Genomic DNA, 20,385 nt, shown 5'->3' with positions numbered 1-20,385 from the left:
GTTATGGTTGATTATTGTTATATATTTTTTTTTCTGTTATTAACTCGTTTATGATTTCTGTTACTTCAAAAAAGTGAAGTAATTTCTCTTGTGATACGTGTTGTTTTACAACTTCGTTAAACCTAAGCACTACTTTTTTAGAAAACTCTCTTTTTTCTTTACCAAAATCTGTTAAGTATATAAGAACACTACGACCATCGTTTGGATTGGGCTTTCTTTCTATTAACCCTTTTTCTTCCATACTTTTTAGTATTCTAGACAGACTGGTAGATTCCATACCCATTCTTGGTCCGAGAGCGGTAGAAGGTGTTCCGTCTTCCGGGTCTATGCTTAGCAACGTAAACCCGGTTGCCATGGTAGATCCTTCTTTACCGGCTTCTTCGTTATACATTCTGGCAACGGCTTGCCATGTTGTACGTAATGCGTAATCTATAGTTTTTTCTTTCATTTAATTTTTGAAATGCACCCAAATATAAAAAATATTTATTATGCATGCATAATAAAAATGTAAAAAAAATATTAAAAAAAAGCCCTTTAAAGAGAGGGCTTAAATAATGTTTTATTTATCGTGTTCGTAAATTTTGTTGTAGAGATCTTTGTAAATATCTTTTATAACTCTTCGTTTAAGCTTCATTGTAGGGGTAAGGTGACCACCATCTATGCTCCAGATATCCGGAGTAAGTTCAAAGCGCTTAATTTTTTCCCATTTACCAAACTTCTCATTAGCAAAATCTACTTCTTCTTGTATTCTGGAAATTAGTTTTGGGTTTTTAACAATTTCTTCATCACTTATGTAATCAATATTATGACGCTTTGCCCATTCTTTTACAAATTCAAAGTTTATTTGAATAAGCGCTGCAGGCATTTTTTCTCCTTCGCCTATAACCATGGCTTGTTCTATAAAACGAGACTGTTTAAGCTGATTTTCTATAAGTGCAGGAGCAATGTACTTACCTCCGGAGGTTTTAAACATTTCTTTTTTACGGTCTGTAATTTTTAAAAAGCCTTCTTCATCTATTTCTCCAATATCTCCGGTGTGAAAGTAATCTCCAGATATCACTTCGGCAGTTTTATCAGGATCTTTGTAATATCCCATCATTACATTCGGGCCTTTAACTAATATTTCTCCGTCGTCGGCAATTTTAACCTCTACATTATCTATTACTTTACCAACTGTACCTATTTTAAAGCCTCTGTTGCGCTGATCGTTTACAGAAACAACCGGTGAGGTTTCGGTTAAGCCATAGCCTTCCATAATTGGTAATTCGGCTGCAGCGAAAACTCTGGCTAAACGAGGTTGTAATGCGGCACTACCGGAAACCATCAGTGTTAAATTGCCTCCTAAGGCTTCTTTCCATTTACTGAAAATTAGTTTTCTGGCAATCTTAAGTTTAAACTCATACCACCAACCATTTGCTCCGTAAGGCTCATATTTTAAACCAAGTTCTATTGCCCAGTAGAATAATTTTTTCTTGATACCACTTAAATCTTCACCTCGCGCATAAATTTTATCATATACTTTTTCGTAAAGCCTTGGTACGGCTGTCATTACATGGGGTTTTACTTCTTTTAGGTTATCGCTAATTTTCTCGATAGATTCTGCAAAGAAAATTTCTATACCACAATATTGATATAGGTATAAAATCATGCGTTCAAAGACATGACATACCGGTAAAAAACTTAATGCGCGAGCTTTACCGTGATGAAGGGGAACGCGTTTTTCGCTATCTATAACATTTGAAACAATATTGTTATGTGACAGCATTACACCTTTGGGCTTTCCGGTGGTTCCGGAAGTGTAAATTAGTGTAGCTAAATCTGAAGGTTTTACAGCTTCTTTTCTTTTTTCTACTTCTTCTTGTAAACTTTCGTCTTTGCCAAGCTCTAAAAGCTCTTTCCAGTTAGGTTCTCCTTTAATATCATCAAAAGTATAAATACCTTTTAGCTTAGTGTTGTCTTTTACAGCTTTAAGTTTTTCTAATAATTCTTTATCTGAAACGAAACAAAAAATAGATTCTGAATGATTTAAAATGTACTCGTAATCTTCTTTAGAGATTGTAGGGTATATAGGAACGTTTTGAGCACCAATTTGTAAAATTCCAATATCTACTACATTCCATTCTGTTCTGTTATTTGTACTAATAACCGCAATCTTATCATTAGGTTGAACTCCTAATTTTACAAGCGCTCTACTTATAGCATTGGCTTTATCTATATACTCTTTAGTAGAAATAGAATGCCAATTACCATTATATTTTGTGGTAAAAGCTTTGCTTAAATTATATTGTTCTAACTGGTAATATGGAAAGTCAAATAATCGGGTAATTTTTGTCGCCATAATTAGTTTTTAATGCAGTATTGCAAAGTAAAAAAATAATGGCATTTAACAAAGCACAAGTAAACTATACTGTACTTGCTTTTATTTGAGGGAGTTAAAGTTAAAAGAGCGTGCATTAGCACGCTCTTTTTCTTAACCGTTTGGTATTTATTTATGCAGTTCTACCCATTTTCTGGCGTTTACAAAGGCTTCTAACCATGGTGAAACTTGATCTTTTCGGTTTTTAGGATAGTAGCCCCAGTTCCATGGGAAAATTGAGCGTTCAAAGTGTGGCATTGTAACTAAATGTCTACCACAATCTGAAGCTAACATGGCTGTATTAAAGTCAGATCCGTTAGGGTTAGATGGGTAACCTTCGTGCTGGAATTTGGCCACAATATTATATTTGTCTTCACTATACGGAAAACTAAATTTTCCCTCTCCGTGCGCAGACCAAATTCCTAATGTAGCACCAGCTAAACTTTTAAGCATTATTGAGTTGTTAGGTTGTATTGTAACTGCACTAAATGTACATTCAAACTTATGAGAGTCGTTATGAAGCATTTTAGGTTTTTGTTGATGCGTAGGATTTATTAAGCCTAATTCAATAAATAATTGACATCCGTTACAAATGCCTAATGACAAGGTGTCTTCTCTGTTAAAAAAGTTTTGCAAAGCGGTATTTGCTTTTTCGTTGTATAAAAAAGCGCCTGCCCAACCTTTTGCAGAACCTAAAACATCTGAATTAGAAAATCCACCAACTGCACCTATAAAGTTTACATCTTTTAAGCTTTCTCTTCCGGAAATCAAATCGGTCATGTGAACATCTTTCACTTCAAAACCGGCTAAATACATTGCGTTGGCCATTTCGCGCTCAGAGTTACTACCTTTTTCGCGTATAACGGCAGCTATAGGCTTATGTTTTTTTACAATTGCAGGAGCAACAACATCGTTTAAATTACCTGTAAAATGTTTTGGAAAGTTATAAGTTATAGGCTGCTTTTTGTAGTTAGTAAAACGTTCTTTTGCTTTTTCAGCTCCGCTTTGTTTTTTGTCTAGCAAATAAGAGGTTTTAAACCAAATGTCTCTGAGTTTTGTTATGCTAAAGCTATATGATTGTTTTTGATTTTTAATAAAAAGTCTGTCGCCTTCTACAACTGTGCCAATTGTGTAAAACGGGACATTATTGGTTTTTAAAAGTGCTTCAATTTCTGGTTTAGCCTGAATTACAATTCCGGTATTCTCACTAAATAATAACTTAATGCTGTCTGTTTCTTGTAAAGAACTTAAATCTATGGCAGCTCCTAAATCTACTTCTGCAAAGCACATTTCTAAAAGCGTAGTTATAAGTCCACCACTAGAAATATCGTGGCCGGCAGAAATTAAATTTTGGTTAATAGCCTCTTGAATTGTATTAAAAGCAGTTTTAAAGAACTTACTATCTTTTATAGTAGGAGTTTCTGCGCCTATTTTATTAATTATTTGTGCAAATGATGAGCCACCAAGTTTAAATTTATCTTGAGAAAAATTAATGTAGTATAGCTTACCGCCATCACGCTGTAATACAGGTTCTACAACTTTAGTAATATTGTTACAGTGAGCTGCAGCCGAAATAATTACAGTACCGGGAGCAATAACTTCATCGTTCGGGTATTTTTGTTTCATAGATAACGAATCTTTACCCGTTGGAATATTTATACCGAGCTCTATGGCAAAGTCAGAACACCCCTTTACAGCCTGATACAAGCGAGTATCTTCGCCTTCATTTTTACAAGGCCACATCCAGTTTGCCGATAAACTAACACTTTTTAAACCGTTGGCAAGCGGAGCCCAAATAATATTGGTAAGTGCTTCTGCAATACTGTTACGACTACCGGCAACAGGGTCTATTAAAGCACTTATTGGGGCATGCCCAATGGCTGTAGCTACGCCTTGTTTACCGTTATAATCTAACGCCATAACCCCAACATTGTTAAGCGGTAATTGTAATGGTCCGGCGCATTGTTGTTTTGCAACTCTACCTGTTACACATCGGTCTACTTTATTTGTGAGCCAATCTTTACAACCAACCGCTTCTAATTGCAAAACATGCTCTAAGTAAGTTTCTATTTGGTTTTGATTATAGTTTACATCACTGTATTTTTTGTTTACGGTAATGTCTTTCATAATGGTTTTAGGAGAGCTGCCAAACATATCTGAAAGCTCTAAATCTATAGGTTTATCTCCGGTTGATGATGATTTAAATGTAAACCTATTATCGCCGGTAACAGTACCTACTTCATACATAGGAGATCGCTCTCGTTCGGCTACTTCTTGTAAAATAGTTAAAGATTCCTCACCTACAATTAACCCCATGCGTTCTTGGCTTTCATTGCCAATAATTTCTTTGGCAGAGAGGGTAGGATCTCCAACAGGAAGCTTATCTAAATCTATTTTTCCACCGGTTTCTTCAACTAATTCAGACAAACAATTTAAGTGTCCGCCGGCACCATGATCATGAATAGATACTATAGGATTCTCATCACTTTCTACAAAACCTCTAATGGTATTGGCTGCTCTTTTTTGCATTTCGGGGTTAGAGCGTTGTATGGCATTAAGTTCTATACCGCTACTAAACTCTCCGGTATCGGCCGATGAAACAGCTGCACCACCCATACCTATACGGTAGTTTTCACCACCAAGAACAACTATTTTATCGTCTTTTTTAGGAATGTCTTTTTTGGCTTGCTCTTGTTTACCGTAGCCAACACCACCGGCAAGCATTATAACTTTATCAAAGCCTAATTTTCTGGCATCTTCTTCGTGTTCAAATGTAAGAACAGAACCTGCAATAAGTGGTTGACCGAATTTATTTCCAAAATCTGAAGCACCGTTAGACGCTTTTATTAAAATATCCATTGGTGTTTGGTATAGCCAATCACGCTCTTGCATGGCTTTTTCCCAGGGTCTTGTTGCTTCTAGTCTTGAGTAAGACGTCATATAAACAGCTGTTCCGGCTAATGGTAAAGAGCCTTTACCTCCGGCTAATCTATCTCTTATTTCACCACCGCTTCCGGTTGCGGCACCATTAAACGGCTCTACGGTTGTGGGGAAATTATGTGTTTCTGCTTTTAACGATATTACAGAGTTAAAGGGTTTTTTTGTATAAAAATCTGGCTTGTTAGCGCTTTTAGGAGCAAACTGTTCTACTTTAGGGCCTTGTATAAAAGCAACATTGTCTTTGTAAGCAGATACAATATAATTTGGGTTAGTTTCTGAGGTTTTTTTAATGAGTTTAAACAACGATGTAGGTTGTTCTTTACCGTCTATAACAAAAGTTCCGTTAAAAATTTTATGTCGGCAGTGTTCAGAATTAACTTGAGAGAAACCAAAAACCTCAGAGTCGGTAAGTTTTCTGCCTAATTTAGTAGCTAAGTTATTTAGGTATTCTATTTCTTCATCGCTTAAAGCCAATCCTTCCTTTTCATTATAAGCAGCAATATCATCAATCTCTTTAATTGGCTCTGGCTCAATATTAATAGTAAAAATATCTTGATTTAGCTCACTATATTTTTGAGACAACATGGGATCAAAATCTTCATAATCTTGAGTTGCGGATGTAAACTCTTCAATTCTTACAATACCTGTTATTCCCATGTTTTGAGTAATTTCTACTGCATTAGTGCTCCACGGGGTTACCATAGCGGCTCTGGGACCAACAAAAAAAGCATCAATAGATGCTTTGTTTATTTGAGGTGCGTTGCCAAAAAGCCATGATAATTTTTTAATGTCTTGCTCAGAAAGTGTAGTGTTTACCTGAAGCGCATAAACCTTTTGCTCAGGGTTTCCGAAGAAAAGAATCATGTATGTTTAGTTTGTGTTGTTGTACAATTTTGAAAGTGCAAAGGTAATTTTTTCTGTTTAATATTTGGACTTCAGAGAATTAAAAAAAGCATTATTGCCATTTGTTTTCTGCTTCCGGGCCTCCCCATAATATAGTAGCTAAATATGGATTGTCTATAAACGGATTTCTGTTGCCTTGTGCGCTATAAATAATAGTGTTTCTTTGAATTTCTATTTCAGAAACAGGGTCTTCGGCATTCCATTTTAAAAATAATGATAAACTGCCTACATCAGAAAAACTTTCATTATAGCGTAAATTCAAATACATAATCATTCGTGCCACATCTCCTTTCCACTCATCACCCGGAAACCATTTGTTGCCATCTACAAGCGCATAATTACCACTACCGTCTGTGAAGGGGTAGTTGCTTCGTTGCGAATTTACCGATGCATCGCACGTTCGTAAATGATGTAAGTCTCCAATAGCAGTATTGCCAATTAATGACCTCGGATAAACGTGTTCTGTGTTAAAAGTTTGAGGCTGGTGTGGGTTATTAGGCGATGTGTATTCGTTTTTGTTTCTGCTTTCGCTACTATAAATTAAAACAACATTTTCAGGATTATTACTATCCTCATCTGCATCATACAAATAATTATGTCTTTCTCCGTACGATAAAATATTTGTGTGCATTGCAATGGTATGCGCTGCTAACTCATCTTTTAAAGCATCAGGGTTTTTGTAAAAAACAACATCATTGTAATACTCTTTAATTGATGTAGGGATGTTAAAACTTATGGTTTCTTGCTCTGTTACTTTTGTTGAGGTAGTGTCTTTAGAGCAGCTTAAAATAAATAAGCTTAAAAATAAGGTAAGTAGTTTCATAGTTTTTTATTGATGTTTTTTTAATAGGGCCATGTAAAAACCATCAAATCCGGTTTTGTGTGCTAAAATAGTATTCTCGTTTATTAGTGTAAAATCTTTTCCGTTTTCTGAAGCTAAAAAGTTTTTTATTTGCTCTTGATTTTCTGATGGTAAAATAGAGCAAGTAGCATATACTAAATTACCTCCCGGTTTAACCATTTTACTATAATCATGTAAAATAATTTTTTGAGTTTTATTAAGCTCTTTTATAAACTCTGGTTTAAGTTTATATTTTGCATCGGGATTACGTTTTAAAACACCTAAACCACTACAAGGAGCATCTATTAAAACGGCATCTGCAGAATGGTGTAGTTTTTTAATTACTTTAGTAGAATCTATTACCCTTGTTTCTATATTAAAAGCACCATTTCTTTTGGCTCTTTTTTTAAGCTCTAAAAGTTTATTTTTATAAATGTCTAAAGCTATAATCTGACCTTTATTTTTCATTAAGGAAGCTAAATGAAGTGTTTTACCGCCTGCTCCCGCACAAGCATCTACAACTCGCATGCCTGGTTTTACTTGTAAAAAAGGTGCAACCAATTGTGAAGATGCATCTTGAACCTCAAATAAACCCTTTTTAAAGGCATCTGTTCTAAATACATTGGTTCTTTGTTTTAACACCAATGCATCTGGATAACTATCTAAGAAAACCGTTTCTATATTATCTTTTAATAGAATTTGTTTTAGGTCTTCTTTAGTAGTTTTTAGTGTGTTTACACGCAATACAACTTGAGCTTGCCTATTCATGGCGTCCATTTCTTTGGTCCAAGTAGCTTCACCTAATTCTTTAACGCCTAAATCGTCTAGCCAATCGGGAATAGAAACTCTATATTTTCTTGTTTCTTGTAAAGAGTTGTAAGCTTTTATTATAGCTTTAAAATTGGGGTTTTTAAATTCTTCCCAATCAGGTATATTTATCTTATTTATTACAGCCCAGGCAGTAAATATTTTCCATAAATCATCATTTGAATAGGGCTCATAAGCACTAACGATTTCAGCATATAAGCGTTTTAATCTAACAATATCATATATGGTTTCTGCAACAAAAGCCCTGTCTCGAGCTCCCCAACGCTTATTACTTTTTAAAAGTTTTTCTACAGCTTTATCTGCATAAACATTATTCAAAAAAATTTCATGTAAACCATTTATAACTCCAAGGGCTAAATTTCTATGTAGTCTCATACAATAATTAAAATTGCTTGCAAAGGTATTGCTTTAAACACAAACCTGTATTTTTAGCATAAATTTAAAAAGTATGCACACTAGAATCTTACTATTATTTACAGCTTTAGTTTTGTTTTTATCATGCAAGCACCAACCTGAATTAGAACCCATAAGCAATGTGCTTGTTAAAGATGTTTACTCAGACAGTTTAAGCATAAGAGCTATTGAGGTTTTAAACGATGGTAATTTAGCGTTTGCAGCCAATAATGGAACATACGGTTTATACAATGTAAAAAACAATACCGTTAACACATCAATAATGATGTATGATTCTGTACCGGTTCATTTTAGAGCTGTTGCTCATACTGCTTCTGATTTTTTTATGCTGAGTATAGGAAACCCTGCATTGTTATACAAAACAGGCGATAATGGAGTAATGGAGTTAGTGTACACAGAGCATCATGAAAAAGTTTTTTATGACAGTATGGTATTTTGGAATGATGAAGAAGGAATTGCCATGGGAGATCCAACAGATGATTGCTTATCGGTTATTATAACCAGAGACGGCGGACAAACATGGACAAAACTGTCGTGTGATTTATTACCGGTTGTAACACCAAACGAAGCTGCTTTTGCGGCTAGCAATACTAATATAGCTGTTGTTAACAATCATACTTGGATTGTTAGTGGCGGAGCAAAAAGTAATGTTTATTATTCTCCAGATAAGGGTAAAAGTTGGCAAGTTTATACCACTCCAATTGTACAAGGAGAAAGCACACAAGGTATATACTCTGTTGCTTTTTATGATGACAAAAACGGAATTGTTATGGGAGGTGATTACACAAAACCAGAATTAAATAATGCTAATAAGGCAATTACAAAAGATGGCGGTAAAACATGGCAATTAGTTGCCAACAATAGAGAGCCCGGTTACAGATCTTGTGTGCAGTATGTGCCTAATAGTAATGCTAAACAAATTGTTGCTGTTGGTTTTAAAGGGATTGATGTTTCTAATGATGGAGGCAAAACCTGGTCTCACCTGTCTGATGAAAGTTTTTATACAATCAGGTTTGTGAATGATAGTTTAGCCTATGCGGCCGGAAAAAACAGAATAGCACAACTTACTTTTAAAAGAAAAGGGCAGTAAAACTGCCCTTAAACCCAACCACTTAATAACTATATAAAACCTACAGCTATATTTTAACCACTTTAAAATGAGAACCGTGTTTAACGTAATATACTCCGTGGCAAGTATAGTATCTCTTTTTTCCAACGGTTACAACTTTGTAACCTTTAGGTAACGTTCTAATTGTAATTCCAACAGGTGGTTTTACAAATACGTACTTACCATTTCTTTTTTTATACCATTTACCATTTTCGTGGTAATAGGTTGTTTTTTTAAATACAACAACTTTAGGATTATGTAGTTTTACTGCTACAACTCTTGCTCTTGGTGCTTGTGCACTGGCTGTTACAGTACATGAACTAAAAGTAATTGCAACTATTAAAGCCAGAGCAAATAATTTTACTAGTTTCATAACATTTAAGATTTAAGGTTTGTTTATATATAAGACTCTGAGGGTGTAAAAAGGTTTAATTTTAAATAAAAAAAAAGAGACAATTTTGCCTCTTTTAGTTTTTAAATTTGCGGTTGTTACGCAATCGTTTTAAAAGCTCTTTATTAAAGTCGTCTTCTGTTTTTTTAAGCAAGATTATTTTTTTAGCAGAGAACACTTGCTTTAATTTAGCTACTAATTTTTTTCTGGCTTCTAACCGTTGGGTTTCTATGTCTAGCATTTTAGAAAGCACGGCATTTGCCTCTTGTTCAGACATATCTATAAAGCCTTGGTTTCTAAATTTAGCTTTAATCTCATTAAATTCTACTCTGCGCAATTGCGAAATAGTTTCTTCGTACTCATTATAAATGGGCCAAAACTTCTGAGCTTCTGCAGTAGATAAAGAGAGTTTATCTGTTATGTACGCTATTTTTAGCGCTTTAATCTTGCTATGGCGGTCATCTTGTGCTCGTGTTGTAATACTACAAAAGAACACTAAAACCAATAAAGTATAATAAAAGCGTTTCATGATTGTGCTTAGTTTGTATCGGTTAAATTAATGTTATTTAATGCGTCTATTTCGTTAGATAGGTATTCTACCATGTTTTCTTCGTCTATAACTTCTTGCTCTAATTGTATTTGCTCTAATTCTTTTTCGTTAAATAAGTTGGCAAGATCTAATGTGCTTATATCTGAACTTTTAAACTGAATATATTCTTCTATTTCTGTAACGGCAACAGTATCAAAACTTACAGGTTTTTTATTAAAAACACCTAATGAAATTAATAAAACTATAGATGCTGCGACAGCACTCAAATAGTAAAGAGGTTTAATATTAACAATTTTACCTTGTTTTTTAGTACTAAATACGTTTTTAGCTATTCTGTCTTCTAATGAATCAAAATAACCTTTTGGTACAATAAAGCCATCAGTTTGAGGCAAGAAAGAGGTATCTACCTCTAAACGCTCAAAAAGTTTATCCTGAAAATCAGTAAAGTAATTTTCGGGAAGTTGCATTACTTTATGTTGTTTCTTTTTGTTTTTCATTGCTAATTGTTAGACCATTTTTTTTACAAAAGGTTTAATTTGATTGATTAGTTATATACTCTTCTATTTTTTTTACAGCATGATGATACGATGCTTTTAAAGCACCTACAGAAGTTTCTAAAACTTCTGCAATTTCATCATACTTCATGTTTTCAAAATATTTCATGTTAAAAACCAAGCGTTGTTTTTCCGGTAAGGTGGCTAAGGCTTTTTGTAATGTTAATTGAGCTTGATCACCATCAAAATATACATCAGATGTTAAATTACTTACCATTTTTTCTTGAAGCTCTTGGGTTGTAAGGCTGTACTTTTTTGCCTTGTTGTTTAAAAAAGTAATGCTCTCGTTAGTAGCTATACGATACATCCAAGAATACAAGGCACTATTTTCTTTAAAATTATGAATGTTTTTAAAAATTTTAATGAATGTATTTTGCAATACATCATCTGCATCATCGTGGTTTAACACAATTCTTCTAATATGCCAATACAAGCGCTCTTGGTAAGTTACCACTAATGTTCTAAACGCTTGCTCTTGTTGCGTTTTGTCTTTTAATTGGGCGACTAATTGGGCTTCTTGAGTCAAAATTTGGGTTGTTTAGCTGCTTTTATTAGACCTAAATTAACGGTAAAGGTTTAATTTATGGAACAAAACACAGGTGTATTTCATCGAATAATACAAACTTTTAATCGATAAGGGCTTTTTTTTAGTTACTTTTGTGAAGGCACTAAGCTGTTGAAAATCAGCATAAAATGATTAGTTAGCCTAAATTTGTGTCCCCCATAAAGTACCAACTTTTGTTGGTACTTTATTTATTCAAAAGATTGCATTTCTACCAACTTTTTATAGGTTCCATTAAGCTGCAAAAGCTCATTATGAGTGCCTTGTTCTACAATTTCTCCTTTATGCATAACAACAATTACATCGGCATTTTGTATGGTAGATAACCTATGGGCTATAACAACAGAGGTTCTATTTTTCATCATGTTTTCTAGTGCTTTTTGCACTAGTTTTTCGCTTTCTGTATCTAAAGCAGAAGTTGCTTCATCTAACACCATTATTGGCGGATTTTTTAACACTGCTCTGGCAATAGATAAACGCTGTTTTTGACCGCCACTGAGCTTGCCACCTGCATCGCCTATATTTGTATTAAAACCGTTTGGTAGCTCAGATATAAACTCAAAAGCATTAGCAACCTTAGCAGCCTCTTCAATTTCTTGTTGAGAAGCATCCAGTTTTCCTAACATTAAATTGTTAGCTACCGTATCGTTAAATAAAATAGAGTCTTGTGTAACAATTCCCATTAAGGCTCGTAATGATTCTTTTTTAATGTCTTTAATATTAACACCATCTATTTCTATGCTCCCCGAGGTAACATCGTAAAACCGAGTTAGTAAGTTGGCAATTGTACTTTTACCACTACCGGATTGCCCAACAAGTGCAACGGTTTTTCCTTTTTCTATTTCTAATGAAAAGTTTTTAAGCACTAAATCATCTTCATATTTAAACGATACGTTTTTAATTGAAATACGCTCATTAAAACTGTTTTTTTCTATGGCATTAGGAGCATCTACAATTGTGTTTTTGGTTTCAAGTACTTGCAATACTCGCTCTGCAGCTGCATTTCCTTTTTTAACTCCGTATGACGCTTTACTAATTGCTTTTGCCGGAGTTAAAATATTGTAGGCCAGCCCCATGTATGCAATAAAAGAAGAAGAGTCTAAGGTTTGATCTACCAATACCATTTTGCCTCCAAACCAAAGGAGAATACCAATTACTAAAATTCCTAAAAATTCGCTGGTTGGAGATGCTAAATTTTGCCTGTTAAGTAAGCTGTTAGAAAAATGAAAAAACTTAGTGGTAGATTCTTTAAATTTTTCTGTGAACTTATTTTCTGCATTAAACGCTTTAATGACACGTAAGCCCGATAGGGTTTCTTCAATTATTGATAAAAAAGTGCCTTGTTCTTTCTGAACCTTATCTGATTTACGTTTTAATGATTTACCAACTCTAGAAATTAAAATTCCTGCAATAGGAATAAAAATAAACACAAAAATGGTAAGCTTAACACTAATGGCAAACATTGCAATTATGGTAAAGAAAATAGTAAGAGGCTCACGAACAATTAGCTCTAAAATTGATAAAAAAGAATGCTGAATTTCTAATACATCTGATGTGATTCTGGCAATAATATCACCTTTTCTTTTTTCAGAAAAATACGAGATAGGTAATGAAACTATTTTTTTGTACATCTCGTTTCTGATGTCTTTTAAAACCCCATTTCGTAAAAAAGTAATAAAATACATTGCCAAGTAATTAAATATGTTTTTAAACAAAAACAAAGTAATTACCAGCGATATAACAAAAACCAAAGCTTTCATTTGGTCTTCGCCGGCATATTGGGTAACAGTGTAATTTAAATACTCTTTACCGAATGATTTTATATTGCTAATTCCGGTAAATTCAGGTTTTTGATAAATACGTTGTGTTTTATCAAACAACACATCGAGCATTGGTATTAGGGCAACAAAAGATAAAGCACTAAATAAGGCGTATAATACATTGAAAAAGATGTTAAGAAAACCATATTTTTTATATGGTTTAGCAAAACGTAGTATTTTTTTAAAATAGTTCATTAAAGGTTAAGTTGGGTGATTATACGGTTTATTTTATTATCTAACTCTTGCTCTACAGTATTAAAATTATCTATACTATTTAAAGTAGTTTTTACACTAAAGTAGAATTTAATTTTAGGTTCTGTACCACTTGGTCTGGCTGCTATTTTTGTGCCGTCTTCTGTATAGAAAATCAGCACGTTAGATTTTGGAATATTTATAGGCTCAGTTTCATTAGAAATCATGTTCCTAGCCTCAGAGGCTAAGTAATCTTCTAACATTACCACTTTACTGCCATCTATTTCTTGTAAAGGGTTGTTTCTAAAATTAGCCATCATTTGTTTGATTTCTTCAGCTCCTTGAATTCCTTTTTTTGTGATAGATATGAGTTTTTCTTTATAAAAACCAAGCTCTTTGTAACATAAAACCAGCTCTTTAAAAAACGAGCTTCCTTTGGCCTTTGCGGTAGCTGCAATTTCGCAAGCCAGTAGGGTAGAAGTAACGGCATCTTTATCTCTAACAAAATCGCCCACCATAAAGCCAAAACTTTCTTCGCCACCACCAATAAAAGCTTGCTCCGGGTGATCTTTAATCATTTTGGCAATCCATTTAAAACCGGTTAATCCTACTTTACATTCTACATTGTAAGCAACAGCCAAGTCGTTCATCATAGGAGTCGAAACAATGGTTGAGCCAATAAACTCGTTACCGGTTATCTTATCAGCATTTTTCCATTGGTCTAATAAAAACTTGGTCATTAAAACCATTGTTTGATTGCCGTTTAAGAGTCTTAGCTTTCCGTTTAAATCTCTTACAGCAATACCTAATCTATCACAATCAGGATCAGTACCTATTACAATATCTGCATTAATTTCTTCGGCTTGTTGCAATGCAAGTGTTAATGCCTCGGGCTCTTCGGGATTTGGAGATTTAACCGTAGGGAAATTACCATCCGGTGTGGCCTGTTCTTTAACTATATGTACATTGTAACCGGCTTTTTCTAATACTTTCGGTACTATGGTTATAGAGGTTCCGTGAAGCGAAGTAAAAACAACTTTTAGTTTATTTTTGTTTGGCGCATTAAAATTACCGTTTTGTAAAGAGGCATTAATAAACGCTTCATCTATTTTGGTGTCTATAAAATCAATATTGTTTGGATTAGCCTCAAAATTGATGTCGCCAAAATCTAAACTATTAATTTCTTCTATTATTTCTTGATCTTGTGGTGGCACAACTTGCCCACCATCTGTCCAATACACTTTATAACCATTATATTCCGGTGGGTTGTGAGATGCTGTTAGCACTATACCACAATGGCAGTTTAAATATTTAACGGCAAAAGAAAGCTCTGGTGTAGGGCGAAGTTCTGAGAATAAAAATACTTTAATACCATTTGCCGAAAACACATTGGCTACTACTTGTGCCAGCTCTTTACTGTTTTTTCGGCAATCAAAAGCAATTGCTACTTGTAATTGTTTATTTGGATAAACCTTTTTAAGGTAATTGCTTAATCCTTGGGTGTTTTTTCCTAAAGTATATTTATTAATTCTGTTGGTACCAACTCCCATAATACCACGCATTCCACCTGTACCAAATTCAAGGTCTTTATAAAAACTTTCTTGAAGTGTTTCTTTATCAGTAGCTATTAATTCTTTTACGAGTTTTTGGGTATGCTCATCAAAAGTTGGGGTAAGCCAAGATTGTGCTTTTTCTAAAACCTGCGAATAATCTATACTCATAAGCCGTTAAAGTTTAAGCAAAGGTATGTAATATTCGTTTTTTATAAAGATTCAATGTTAGAAACTTCTTTAATAGTGTATCGTCTATCACTTTTTCTGTTACGCAAAATTATTTCGCCCAGAAAACCGGCTAAAAATAATTGTGTACCAATAATCATGGTAGTTAAAGCAATATAAAACCAAGGGTTTTGTGTAACTAAAATACTGGGTCGATTATGGTAAAGCTTATAAAGTTTTTCTACACCAATATAGCCGGCAGAGCAGAAACCAACTATAAACATGAGCACCCCGAGAGCGCCAAACAAGTGCATGGGTCTTCTACCGAATTTAGACAAAAACCAAATGGTTATTAAATCTAAAAAGCCGTTAATAAACCTGTCTGCACCAAATTTAGTTTTCCCATATTTTCGGGGTTGGTGCTGTACTACTTTTTCTGTGATGTTTGTAAACCCTGCATTTTTGGCAAGCACGGGAATGTACCTGTGCATTTCGCCGTAAACATCTATATGCTTAATAACTTCTTTTTTGTAGGCTTTAAGTCCGCAATTAAAATCGTGCAGAGAAAGTCCTGAAGTTTTTCGGGCTGCCCAATTAAAAAGTTTAGAGGGAATATTTTTTGTTATAACAGAATCGTATCGCTTTTTTTTCCAACCGGAAACTAAATCGTAGTCCTGTTTAGTTATAAGTGCAAACAGTTCTGGTATTTCTTCGGGGTTATCTTGTAAATCGGCATCCATGGTAATAATAACATCGCCTTTTGCAATTTCAAACCCGGCATGCAGTGCTTGCGATTTTCCGTAGTTTTTTAAAAACCTTATGCCTTTAACATTTTTGTTGTTTTTAGATAAGGTTGTGATGGTTTGCCAAGAGCCGTCGGTGCTTCCGTCGTCAATAAAAATAATCTCATAAGAAAAACGATTGGATTGTAAAACGTTTACAATCCAATCGTGTAATTCTTGTAATGATTCTTGTTCGTTAAGTAGTGGTATTACTACTGATATGTTCATGAACTATGATTTCTTTAATTGGAAATCAAAAATACAAATTAGTATTCACTTTGGGTTTTTTTCATTACTAACCCGGCAATAAGCGATATAATAAAACCAAAGAAAAGGTTCATAACAATGGCTACAGGGTAACCAATCCAGAAATATTGTTTACCCATTTCTATTTGTTGGTCTATTTGCTCTGATGTTAACTTACTGTTAGCTTGGAGTTCTGCACGCTGAAGCTCCATAACATTATCTACAAAATCAGGATCTAAAACATTGGCTTGAATGTATTGGTATAAAACACCAATGAGTGCTCCTACTAAGGCTGCTCCTAATCCAATTTTTAGAGCTTGTCCCAAGCTTAGCATTCCGGCATTTGCTTTTTTAAAGTTTAAAATGCCAAGGGTAAGCACTACCGCCATAATAACTAAACCAATAACACCTATGGTCCAGTTACGCTCATAATGCATATCCATAGAGTAAAGCATTAATCCGAAAATCAAGCTAATACCTCCAAGAATTAAACCATACGTTAAAGCAAATTTTCCTGTTTTGGGTGGTTGTTGTTCCATAATTGAGTTTTTTTATAGTTTTTTAGTTGTTAGTATTAGTACTAAGTTACAACAAAGTGTTACAATTTTTGTAAAAAAATAATGAATTAAATTTTTTAAAAATTATTGATGTTGATTTGTAAAAATTATATAAATTTGCAGCTCGAAAATTACGAGAATAAAAGTCTAAGTACGATGAAAAAAGGAATACATCCGGAAAATTATAGATTAGTAGCATTTAAAGATATGTCTAACAACGATATCTTTATCACTAAATCTACTGCAGATACAAAAGAGACTATCGAGGTTGATGGTGTAGAGTACCCACTTGTTAAATTAGAAATTTCAAGAACGTCTCATCCTTACTATACTGGTAAAGCTAAGTTAGTAGATACTGCCGGACGTATTGATAAGTTTAAGAACAAATACGCTAAGTTTAAGAAATAAGTTTACAAACAATATATTGTAAAGCCTTCTGTTTTCAGAAGGCTTTTTTATTTTTACAAAAAAATAACTTGCATGAACTATATTCTTTTTGACGGTCCGGCAAAAAAATCGCTCTTGCCTTTTACTTTTACTAGGCCTGTGGCAGATATTAGAGTTGGAATTTTAACAATAAGAGAAAAGTGGCAACGTTTTTTAGGCACAAATACCTCTACACTTACAGAACCTTATTTATCTGTTAAATATCCGTTACAAGAAAAAGAAGAAAACATACTTATAAACGCCTCGTTTTTACCTAACAAAGAGTTAGTTACCATTATTAAAAACCTAAAACCAAACGAAGTTGTTTTTTACAACAATCAAATAGTTGCTTTTTACGCTAACAAAGTAGAGAATCAGGTAGATTTTAATAATTACAAAAGCATAGCATATACCGGAAAAGTAGAACAAATAACACATACATGGGATATTTTTTCTAAAAACAAACAAGCGCTTGAAGCAGATTTTGAGCTTTTAACCAATGGAAGAACAAGTAAGCCAATACCAGATACCGTTCAAGTACTTGGAAAAGAAAACATTTTTATAGAAGAAGGGGCAGAACTTAGTTTCTGTACTATTAATGCTACTACCGGACCTGTTTATATTGGTAAAAATGCCCAAATAATGGAAGGTGTGCTCATTAGAGGAGGTTTAGCCTTAGCAGAAGGGAGTGTGCTTAAAATGGGAGCTAAAATTTACGGGCCAACTACTATTGGTCCTTACTGTAAAATAGGAGGAGAAGTAACCAATTCTGTTATTTTTGGTTATTCTAACAAAGCACACGAAGGTTATTTAGGCAACTCTGTTTTAGGAGAATGGTGCAATATTGGGGCAGACTCTAACACTTCTAACCTAAAAAACAACTATGCGCAAGTAAGGTTGTGGAGCTACGAAACCGAAAATTTTGCTAAAACCGGTTTGCAGTTTTGCGGATTAATGATGGGAGACCATAGCAAGTGTGCCATTAATACAATGTTTAATACCGGTACTGTAGTAGGTGTTAGCGCTAATATTTTTGGTAGTGGTTTTCCAAGAAATTTTATACCAAGTTTTAGCTGGGGAGGAGCATCTGGAATGACAACCTACCAAACCAGAAAGGCTTTTGAAGTTGCACAAATTGTGATGCAACGAAGAGGAATAGAGCTTACTGAAGCCGACAAGCAAATATTGCAACATGTATTTAATGAAACTAAAAAATGGCGAAAAGACTAAATGTTTGATTTTTAGTAAATAAGCTTTGGGTAATCAAAGCAAAAAAACAGTATTAGGTTTTTCCTCTAAATTTTTGTTGGTATATTTGCACCCCAATTTTAAAGCGTAATGGGTCAGCAAAAAAAAGTAGCATTTTACACGCTGGGTTGTAAACTAAACTTTGCAGAAACATCTACAATTGCCAGAAACTTTGTTAATGAAGGTTTTGAACGAGTAGATTTTTCTGAAAAAGCAGATGTGTATGTTATAAATACATGTTCTGTGACTGATAATGCCGATAAGCGCTTTAAAACCATTGTAAAACAAGCCCAGAAAGTTAATCCGGAAGCTTTTATTGCTGCCGTTGGCTGCTATGCACAGCTAAAACCAGAAGAATTAGCTGCTGTAGATGGCGTAGATTTAGTATTAGGGGCTACAGAAAAATTTAAAATTACAGACTACCTTAACGATCTTACCAAAAAAGAGTTTGGAGAGGTACACTCTTGCGAGATAGATGAGGCCGATTTTTATGTTGGCAGCTACTCAATAGGAGACAGAACCAGAGCCTTTTTAAAAGTACAAGACGGGTGTGATTACAAGTGTACGTATTGCACAATTCCGTTGGCAAGAGGTATATCTAGAAGTGATACCCTTGAAAATGTATTAAAAAATGCCCGCGAGATATCTGCCAAAGGAATTAAAGAGATTGTACTTACGGGTGTTAATATTGGTGATTACGGAAAAGGAGAGTTTGGCAACAAAAAACACGAACACACCTTTTTAGATTTAGTTAAGGCTTTAGATGAGGTAGATGGTATAGAGCGCCTCAGAATATCATCAATAGAACCTAATTTATTAAAAGACGATATAATTGATGTTGTTGCACAGTCTAGAGCCTTTGTACCACATTTTCATATACCATTACAAAGCGGAAGCAACACTATATTAAAATTAATGCGTAGGCGCTATATGCGTGAGCTGTATGAGGATAGAGTAAAAAAAATAAAATCGGTGATGCCTAATGCATGCATTGGTGTAGATGTTATAGTAGGTTTTCCGGGAGAAACCGACGAGCATTTTCTGGAAACCTATAACTTTTTAGCCGATTTAGATATTTCATACCTTCACGTATTCACATATTCAGAAAGAGATAATACTATTGCAGCAAATATGCCCGGGGTGGTGCCTAAAAATGTTAGACACAAGCGAAGTAAAATGCTGAGAGGGCTATCTGCTAAAAAACGAAGAGCTTTTTACGAAAGCCAAATAGGTACTACACATACCGTTTTATTTGAAGGAGAAAATAAAGAAGGATACATTCATGGGTTTACCGAAAACTATGTTAAAGTTAAGGCCCCATGGAATCCGTTGTTGGTTAATACATTACATAGCGTTACCCTTACCCAAATAGATGAAGATGGTTTGGTAAGGTTTAAGTTTAACAGCAGTAAAGCCATTGCATAAAAAAAGCCTCAAAATTTTTGAGGCTTTTTTTAAATGCGTATACCTACCGGTAACAAATCTTTGTATTGTTTATTTTTTCTTAAGAAACTTGCTATTTGCGGACTGGTAGGAACTACTTTTAAATTTTTTTCTTCAATGTGTTTTAAAACAGCTTTAATAAACTCATCTTTAAAACTCTCATCAGAAATTTGCTCAGGGATAACCAACTTGGTTAAGAAAATTTTACGTTCTTGTGCAGCATATTCAATTTTAGCTAAATGACCATCTACACGGGTTTCAAATTGCCTCAAAAAATCATTATCAACAATAGTGATTTCTGTGAGGGTGTCTGAGGTTTTCATCATATTATACAGTTTTCATTTCTGGTTAATCAACACTAAAGGCAGGTATTTTAGAACTCTTTGTTAACACAACAAAAAACGAAAAAATACCTACGTATTCTTCATGATTTGTTATAAATAAATTAGTTGGGACAGTACAGGAAATTGTTATTTTTACCATGCAAATTTACAAAAAATAATCGT

18 protein-coding genes are annotated in these 20,385 nt (G+C 34.1%); 4 read left to right on the top strand and 14 right to left on the bottom strand.

Features of this window, described 5'->3' with window-relative positions:
- Position 1: 1 nt before the first annotated feature.
- The 5 genes from ACZ5CF_RS10335 to ACZ5CF_RS10315 form a co-directional block, all read right to left on the bottom strand.
- Entirely contained in the window at positions 2 to 448 is a 447-nt protein-coding gene (locus ACZ5CF_RS10335; protein ID WP_464579298.1) for a MarR family winged helix-turn-helix transcriptional regulator, read from the bottom strand.
- 111 nt (positions 449 to 559) lie between these two features.
- A complete protein-coding gene (locus tag ACZ5CF_RS10330) occupies positions 560 to 2,338 on the bottom strand; it encodes an AMP-dependent synthetase/ligase (RefSeq protein WP_464579297.1) in 1,779 nt (592 codons plus the stop codon).
- Between the two features lie 147 nt (positions 2,339 to 2,485).
- Entirely contained in the window at positions 2,486 to 6,160 is a 3,675-nt protein-coding gene (gene purL / locus ACZ5CF_RS10325) for a phosphoribosylformylglycinamidine synthase (RefSeq protein WP_464579295.1), read from the bottom strand.
- Between the two features lie 91 nt (positions 6,161 to 6,251).
- The gene (locus ACZ5CF_RS10320) at positions 6,252 to 7,022 is read right to left on the bottom strand and encodes an endonuclease I family protein (protein WP_464579293.1); all 771 of its coding nucleotides are present in this window, start codon (positions 7,020 to 7,022) and stop codon (positions 6,252 to 6,254) included.
- Positions 7,023 to 7,028: 6 nt separating this feature from the next.
- Entirely contained in the window at positions 7,029 to 8,243 is a 1,215-nt protein-coding gene (locus ACZ5CF_RS10315; protein WP_464579292.1) for an RsmB/NOP family class I SAM-dependent RNA methyltransferase, read from the bottom strand.
- 73 nt (positions 8,244 to 8,316) lie between these two features.
- Here ACZ5CF_RS10315 and ACZ5CF_RS10310 point away from each other — a divergent pair, with 73 nt between their 5' ends.
- Positions 8,317 to 9,372, top strand: coding sequence for a WD40/YVTN/BNR-like repeat-containing protein (locus ACZ5CF_RS10310; RefSeq protein WP_464579291.1), 1,056 nt, complete (start codon positions 8,317 to 8,319; stop codon positions 9,370 to 9,372).
- A 46-nt stretch (positions 9,373 to 9,418) separates the two neighbouring features.
- Here the strand turns inward: ACZ5CF_RS10310 and ACZ5CF_RS10305 are convergent, their stop codons facing one another.
- The 8 genes from ACZ5CF_RS10305 to ACZ5CF_RS10270 all read right to left on the bottom strand — a co-directional run bounded on the left by ACZ5CF_RS10305 (position 9,419) and on the right by ACZ5CF_RS10270 (position 16,744).
- Positions 9,419 to 9,763 (bottom strand): DUF6515 family protein, encoded by a 345-nt coding sequence (locus ACZ5CF_RS10305; RefSeq protein WP_464579290.1) that lies wholly within the window; start codon positions 9,761 to 9,763, stop codon positions 9,419 to 9,421.
- A 94-nt stretch (positions 9,764 to 9,857) separates the two neighbouring features.
- The gene (locus ACZ5CF_RS10300) at positions 9,858 to 10,310 is read right to left on the bottom strand and encodes a hypothetical protein (RefSeq protein ID WP_464579288.1); all 453 of its coding nucleotides are present in this window, start codon (positions 10,308 to 10,310) and stop codon (positions 9,858 to 9,860) included.
- Between the two features lie 8 nt (positions 10,311 to 10,318).
- Positions 10,319 to 10,828 (bottom strand): hypothetical protein, encoded by a 510-nt coding sequence (locus ACZ5CF_RS10295; protein WP_464579287.1) that lies wholly within the window; start codon positions 10,826 to 10,828, stop codon positions 10,319 to 10,321.
- 34 nt (positions 10,829 to 10,862) lie between these two features.
- On the bottom strand, positions 10,863 to 11,411 hold the full coding sequence (locus ACZ5CF_RS10290) for an RNA polymerase sigma factor (RefSeq protein ID WP_464579286.1): 549 nt from the start codon (positions 11,409 to 11,411) through the stop codon (positions 10,863 to 10,865).
- Positions 11,412 to 11,638: 227 nt separating this feature from the next.
- A complete protein-coding gene (locus ACZ5CF_RS10285; protein WP_464579285.1) occupies positions 11,639 to 13,462 on the bottom strand; it encodes an ABC transporter ATP-binding protein in 1,824 nt (607 codons plus the stop codon).
- Positions 13,462 to 15,180 (bottom strand): phospho-sugar mutase, encoded by a 1,719-nt coding sequence (locus tag ACZ5CF_RS10280; protein WP_464579284.1) that lies wholly within the window; start codon positions 15,178 to 15,180, stop codon positions 13,462 to 13,464. The genes ACZ5CF_RS10285 and ACZ5CF_RS10280 overlap by 1 nt, the downstream gene beginning before the upstream one ends.
- Positions 15,181 to 15,221: 41 nt before the next feature.
- Positions 15,222 to 16,187: a glycosyltransferase family 2 protein gene (locus ACZ5CF_RS10275; protein WP_464579283.1), complete on the bottom strand. Its 966-nt coding sequence runs from the start codon at positions 16,185 to 16,187 to the stop codon at positions 15,222 to 15,224.
- A gap of 38 nt (positions 16,188 to 16,225) precedes the next feature.
- Positions 16,226 to 16,744: a DUF4199 domain-containing protein gene (locus ACZ5CF_RS10270; RefSeq protein ID WP_464579282.1), complete on the bottom strand. Its 519-nt coding sequence runs from the start codon at positions 16,742 to 16,744 to the stop codon at positions 16,226 to 16,228.
- A 174-nt stretch (positions 16,745 to 16,918) separates the two neighbouring features.
- On the opposite strand from ACZ5CF_RS10270, the gene ACZ5CF_RS10265 reads away from it, so the two are divergent.
- From ACZ5CF_RS10265 to mtaB, 3 genes are all read left to right on the top strand, one after another.
- A complete protein-coding gene (locus ACZ5CF_RS10265; RefSeq protein WP_464580849.1) occupies positions 16,919 to 17,170 on the top strand; it encodes a type B 50S ribosomal protein L31 in 252 nt (83 codons plus the stop codon).
- A gap of 72 nt (positions 17,171 to 17,242) precedes the next feature.
- Positions 17,243 to 18,418, top strand: coding sequence for a GlmU family protein (locus ACZ5CF_RS10260; RefSeq protein WP_464579281.1), 1,176 nt, complete (start codon positions 17,243 to 17,245; stop codon positions 18,416 to 18,418).
- A 108-nt stretch (positions 18,419 to 18,526) separates the two neighbouring features.
- Entirely contained in the window at positions 18,527 to 19,861 is a 1,335-nt protein-coding gene (gene mtaB / locus ACZ5CF_RS10255; protein ID WP_464579279.1) for a tRNA (N(6)-L-threonylcarbamoyladenosine(37)-C(2))-methylthiotransferase MtaB, read from the top strand.
- Positions 19,862 to 19,890: 29 nt separating this feature from the next.
- Here the strand turns inward: mtaB and ACZ5CF_RS10250 are convergent, their stop codons facing one another.
- A complete protein-coding gene (locus ACZ5CF_RS10250; RefSeq protein ID WP_464579278.1) occupies positions 19,891 to 20,205 on the bottom strand; it encodes a GNAT family N-acetyltransferase in 315 nt (104 codons plus the stop codon).
- Between the last annotated feature and the right edge of the window lie 180 nt (positions 20,206 to 20,385).

This window comes from Lutaonella thermophila (genome assembly GCF_055387725.1).
The sequence above is the reverse complement of the archived record's forward strand: the minus strand, read 5'-3'. Positions and strand labels throughout refer to the sequence as shown.

Bases quoted from the DNA above. Each gene is read 5' to 3' on its own strand.
- ACZ5CF_RS10275 (WP_464579283.1), bottom strand. From the start codon at position 16,187: ATGAACATATCAGTAGTAATACCACTACTTAACGAACAAGAATCATTA.
- ACZ5CF_RS10250 (WP_464579278.1), bottom strand. From the start codon at position 20,205: ATGATGAAAACCTCAGACACCCTCACAGAAATCACTATTGTTGATAAT.
- ACZ5CF_RS10260 (WP_464579281.1), top strand. From the start codon at position 17,243: ATGAACTATATTCTTTTTGACGGTCCGGCAAAAAAATCGCTCTTGCCT.
- ACZ5CF_RS10295 (WP_464579287.1), bottom strand. From the start codon at position 10,828: ATGAAAAACAAAAAGAAACAACATAAAGTAATGCAACTTCCCGAAAAT.
- mtaB (WP_464579279.1), top strand. From the start codon at position 18,527: ATGGGTCAGCAAAAAAAAGTAGCATTTTACACGCTGGGTTGTAAACTA.
- ACZ5CF_RS10310 (WP_464579291.1), top strand. From the start codon at position 8,317: ATGCACACTAGAATCTTACTATTATTTACAGCTTTAGTTTTGTTTTTA.
- ACZ5CF_RS10300 (WP_464579288.1), bottom strand. From the start codon at position 10,310: ATGAAACGCTTTTATTATACTTTATTGGTTTTAGTGTTCTTTTGTAGT.
- ACZ5CF_RS10270 (WP_464579282.1), bottom strand. From the start codon at position 16,744: ATGGAACAACAACCACCCAAAACAGGAAAATTTGCTTTAACGTATGGT.
- ACZ5CF_RS10330 (WP_464579297.1), bottom strand. From the start codon at position 2,338: ATGGCGACAAAAATTACCCGATTATTTGACTTTCCATATTACCAGTTA.
- ACZ5CF_RS10280 (WP_464579284.1), bottom strand. From the start codon at position 15,180: ATGAGTATAGATTATTCGCAGGTTTTAGAAAAAGCACAATCTTGGCTT.
- ACZ5CF_RS10305 (WP_464579290.1), bottom strand. From the start codon at position 9,763: ATGAAACTAGTAAAATTATTTGCTCTGGCTTTAATAGTTGCAATTACT.
- ACZ5CF_RS10315 (WP_464579292.1), bottom strand. From the start codon at position 8,243: ATGAGACTACATAGAAATTTAGCCCTTGGAGTTATAAATGGTTTACAT.
- ACZ5CF_RS10320 (WP_464579293.1), bottom strand. From the start codon at position 7,022: ATGAAACTACTTACCTTATTTTTAAGCTTATTTATTTTAAGCTGCTCT.
- ACZ5CF_RS10285 (WP_464579285.1), bottom strand. From the start codon at position 13,462: ATGAACTATTTTAAAAAAATACTACGTTTTGCTAAACCATATAAAAAA.
- purL (WP_464579295.1), bottom strand. From the start codon at position 6,160: ATGATTCTTTTCTTCGGAAACCCTGAGCAAAAGGTTTATGCGCTTCAG.
- ACZ5CF_RS10265 (WP_464580849.1), top strand. From the start codon at position 16,919: ATGAAAAAAGGAATACATCCGGAAAATTATAGATTAGTAGCATTTAAA.
- ACZ5CF_RS10335 (WP_464579298.1), bottom strand. From the start codon at position 448: ATGAAAGAAAAAACTATAGATTACGCATTACGTACAACATGGCAAGCC.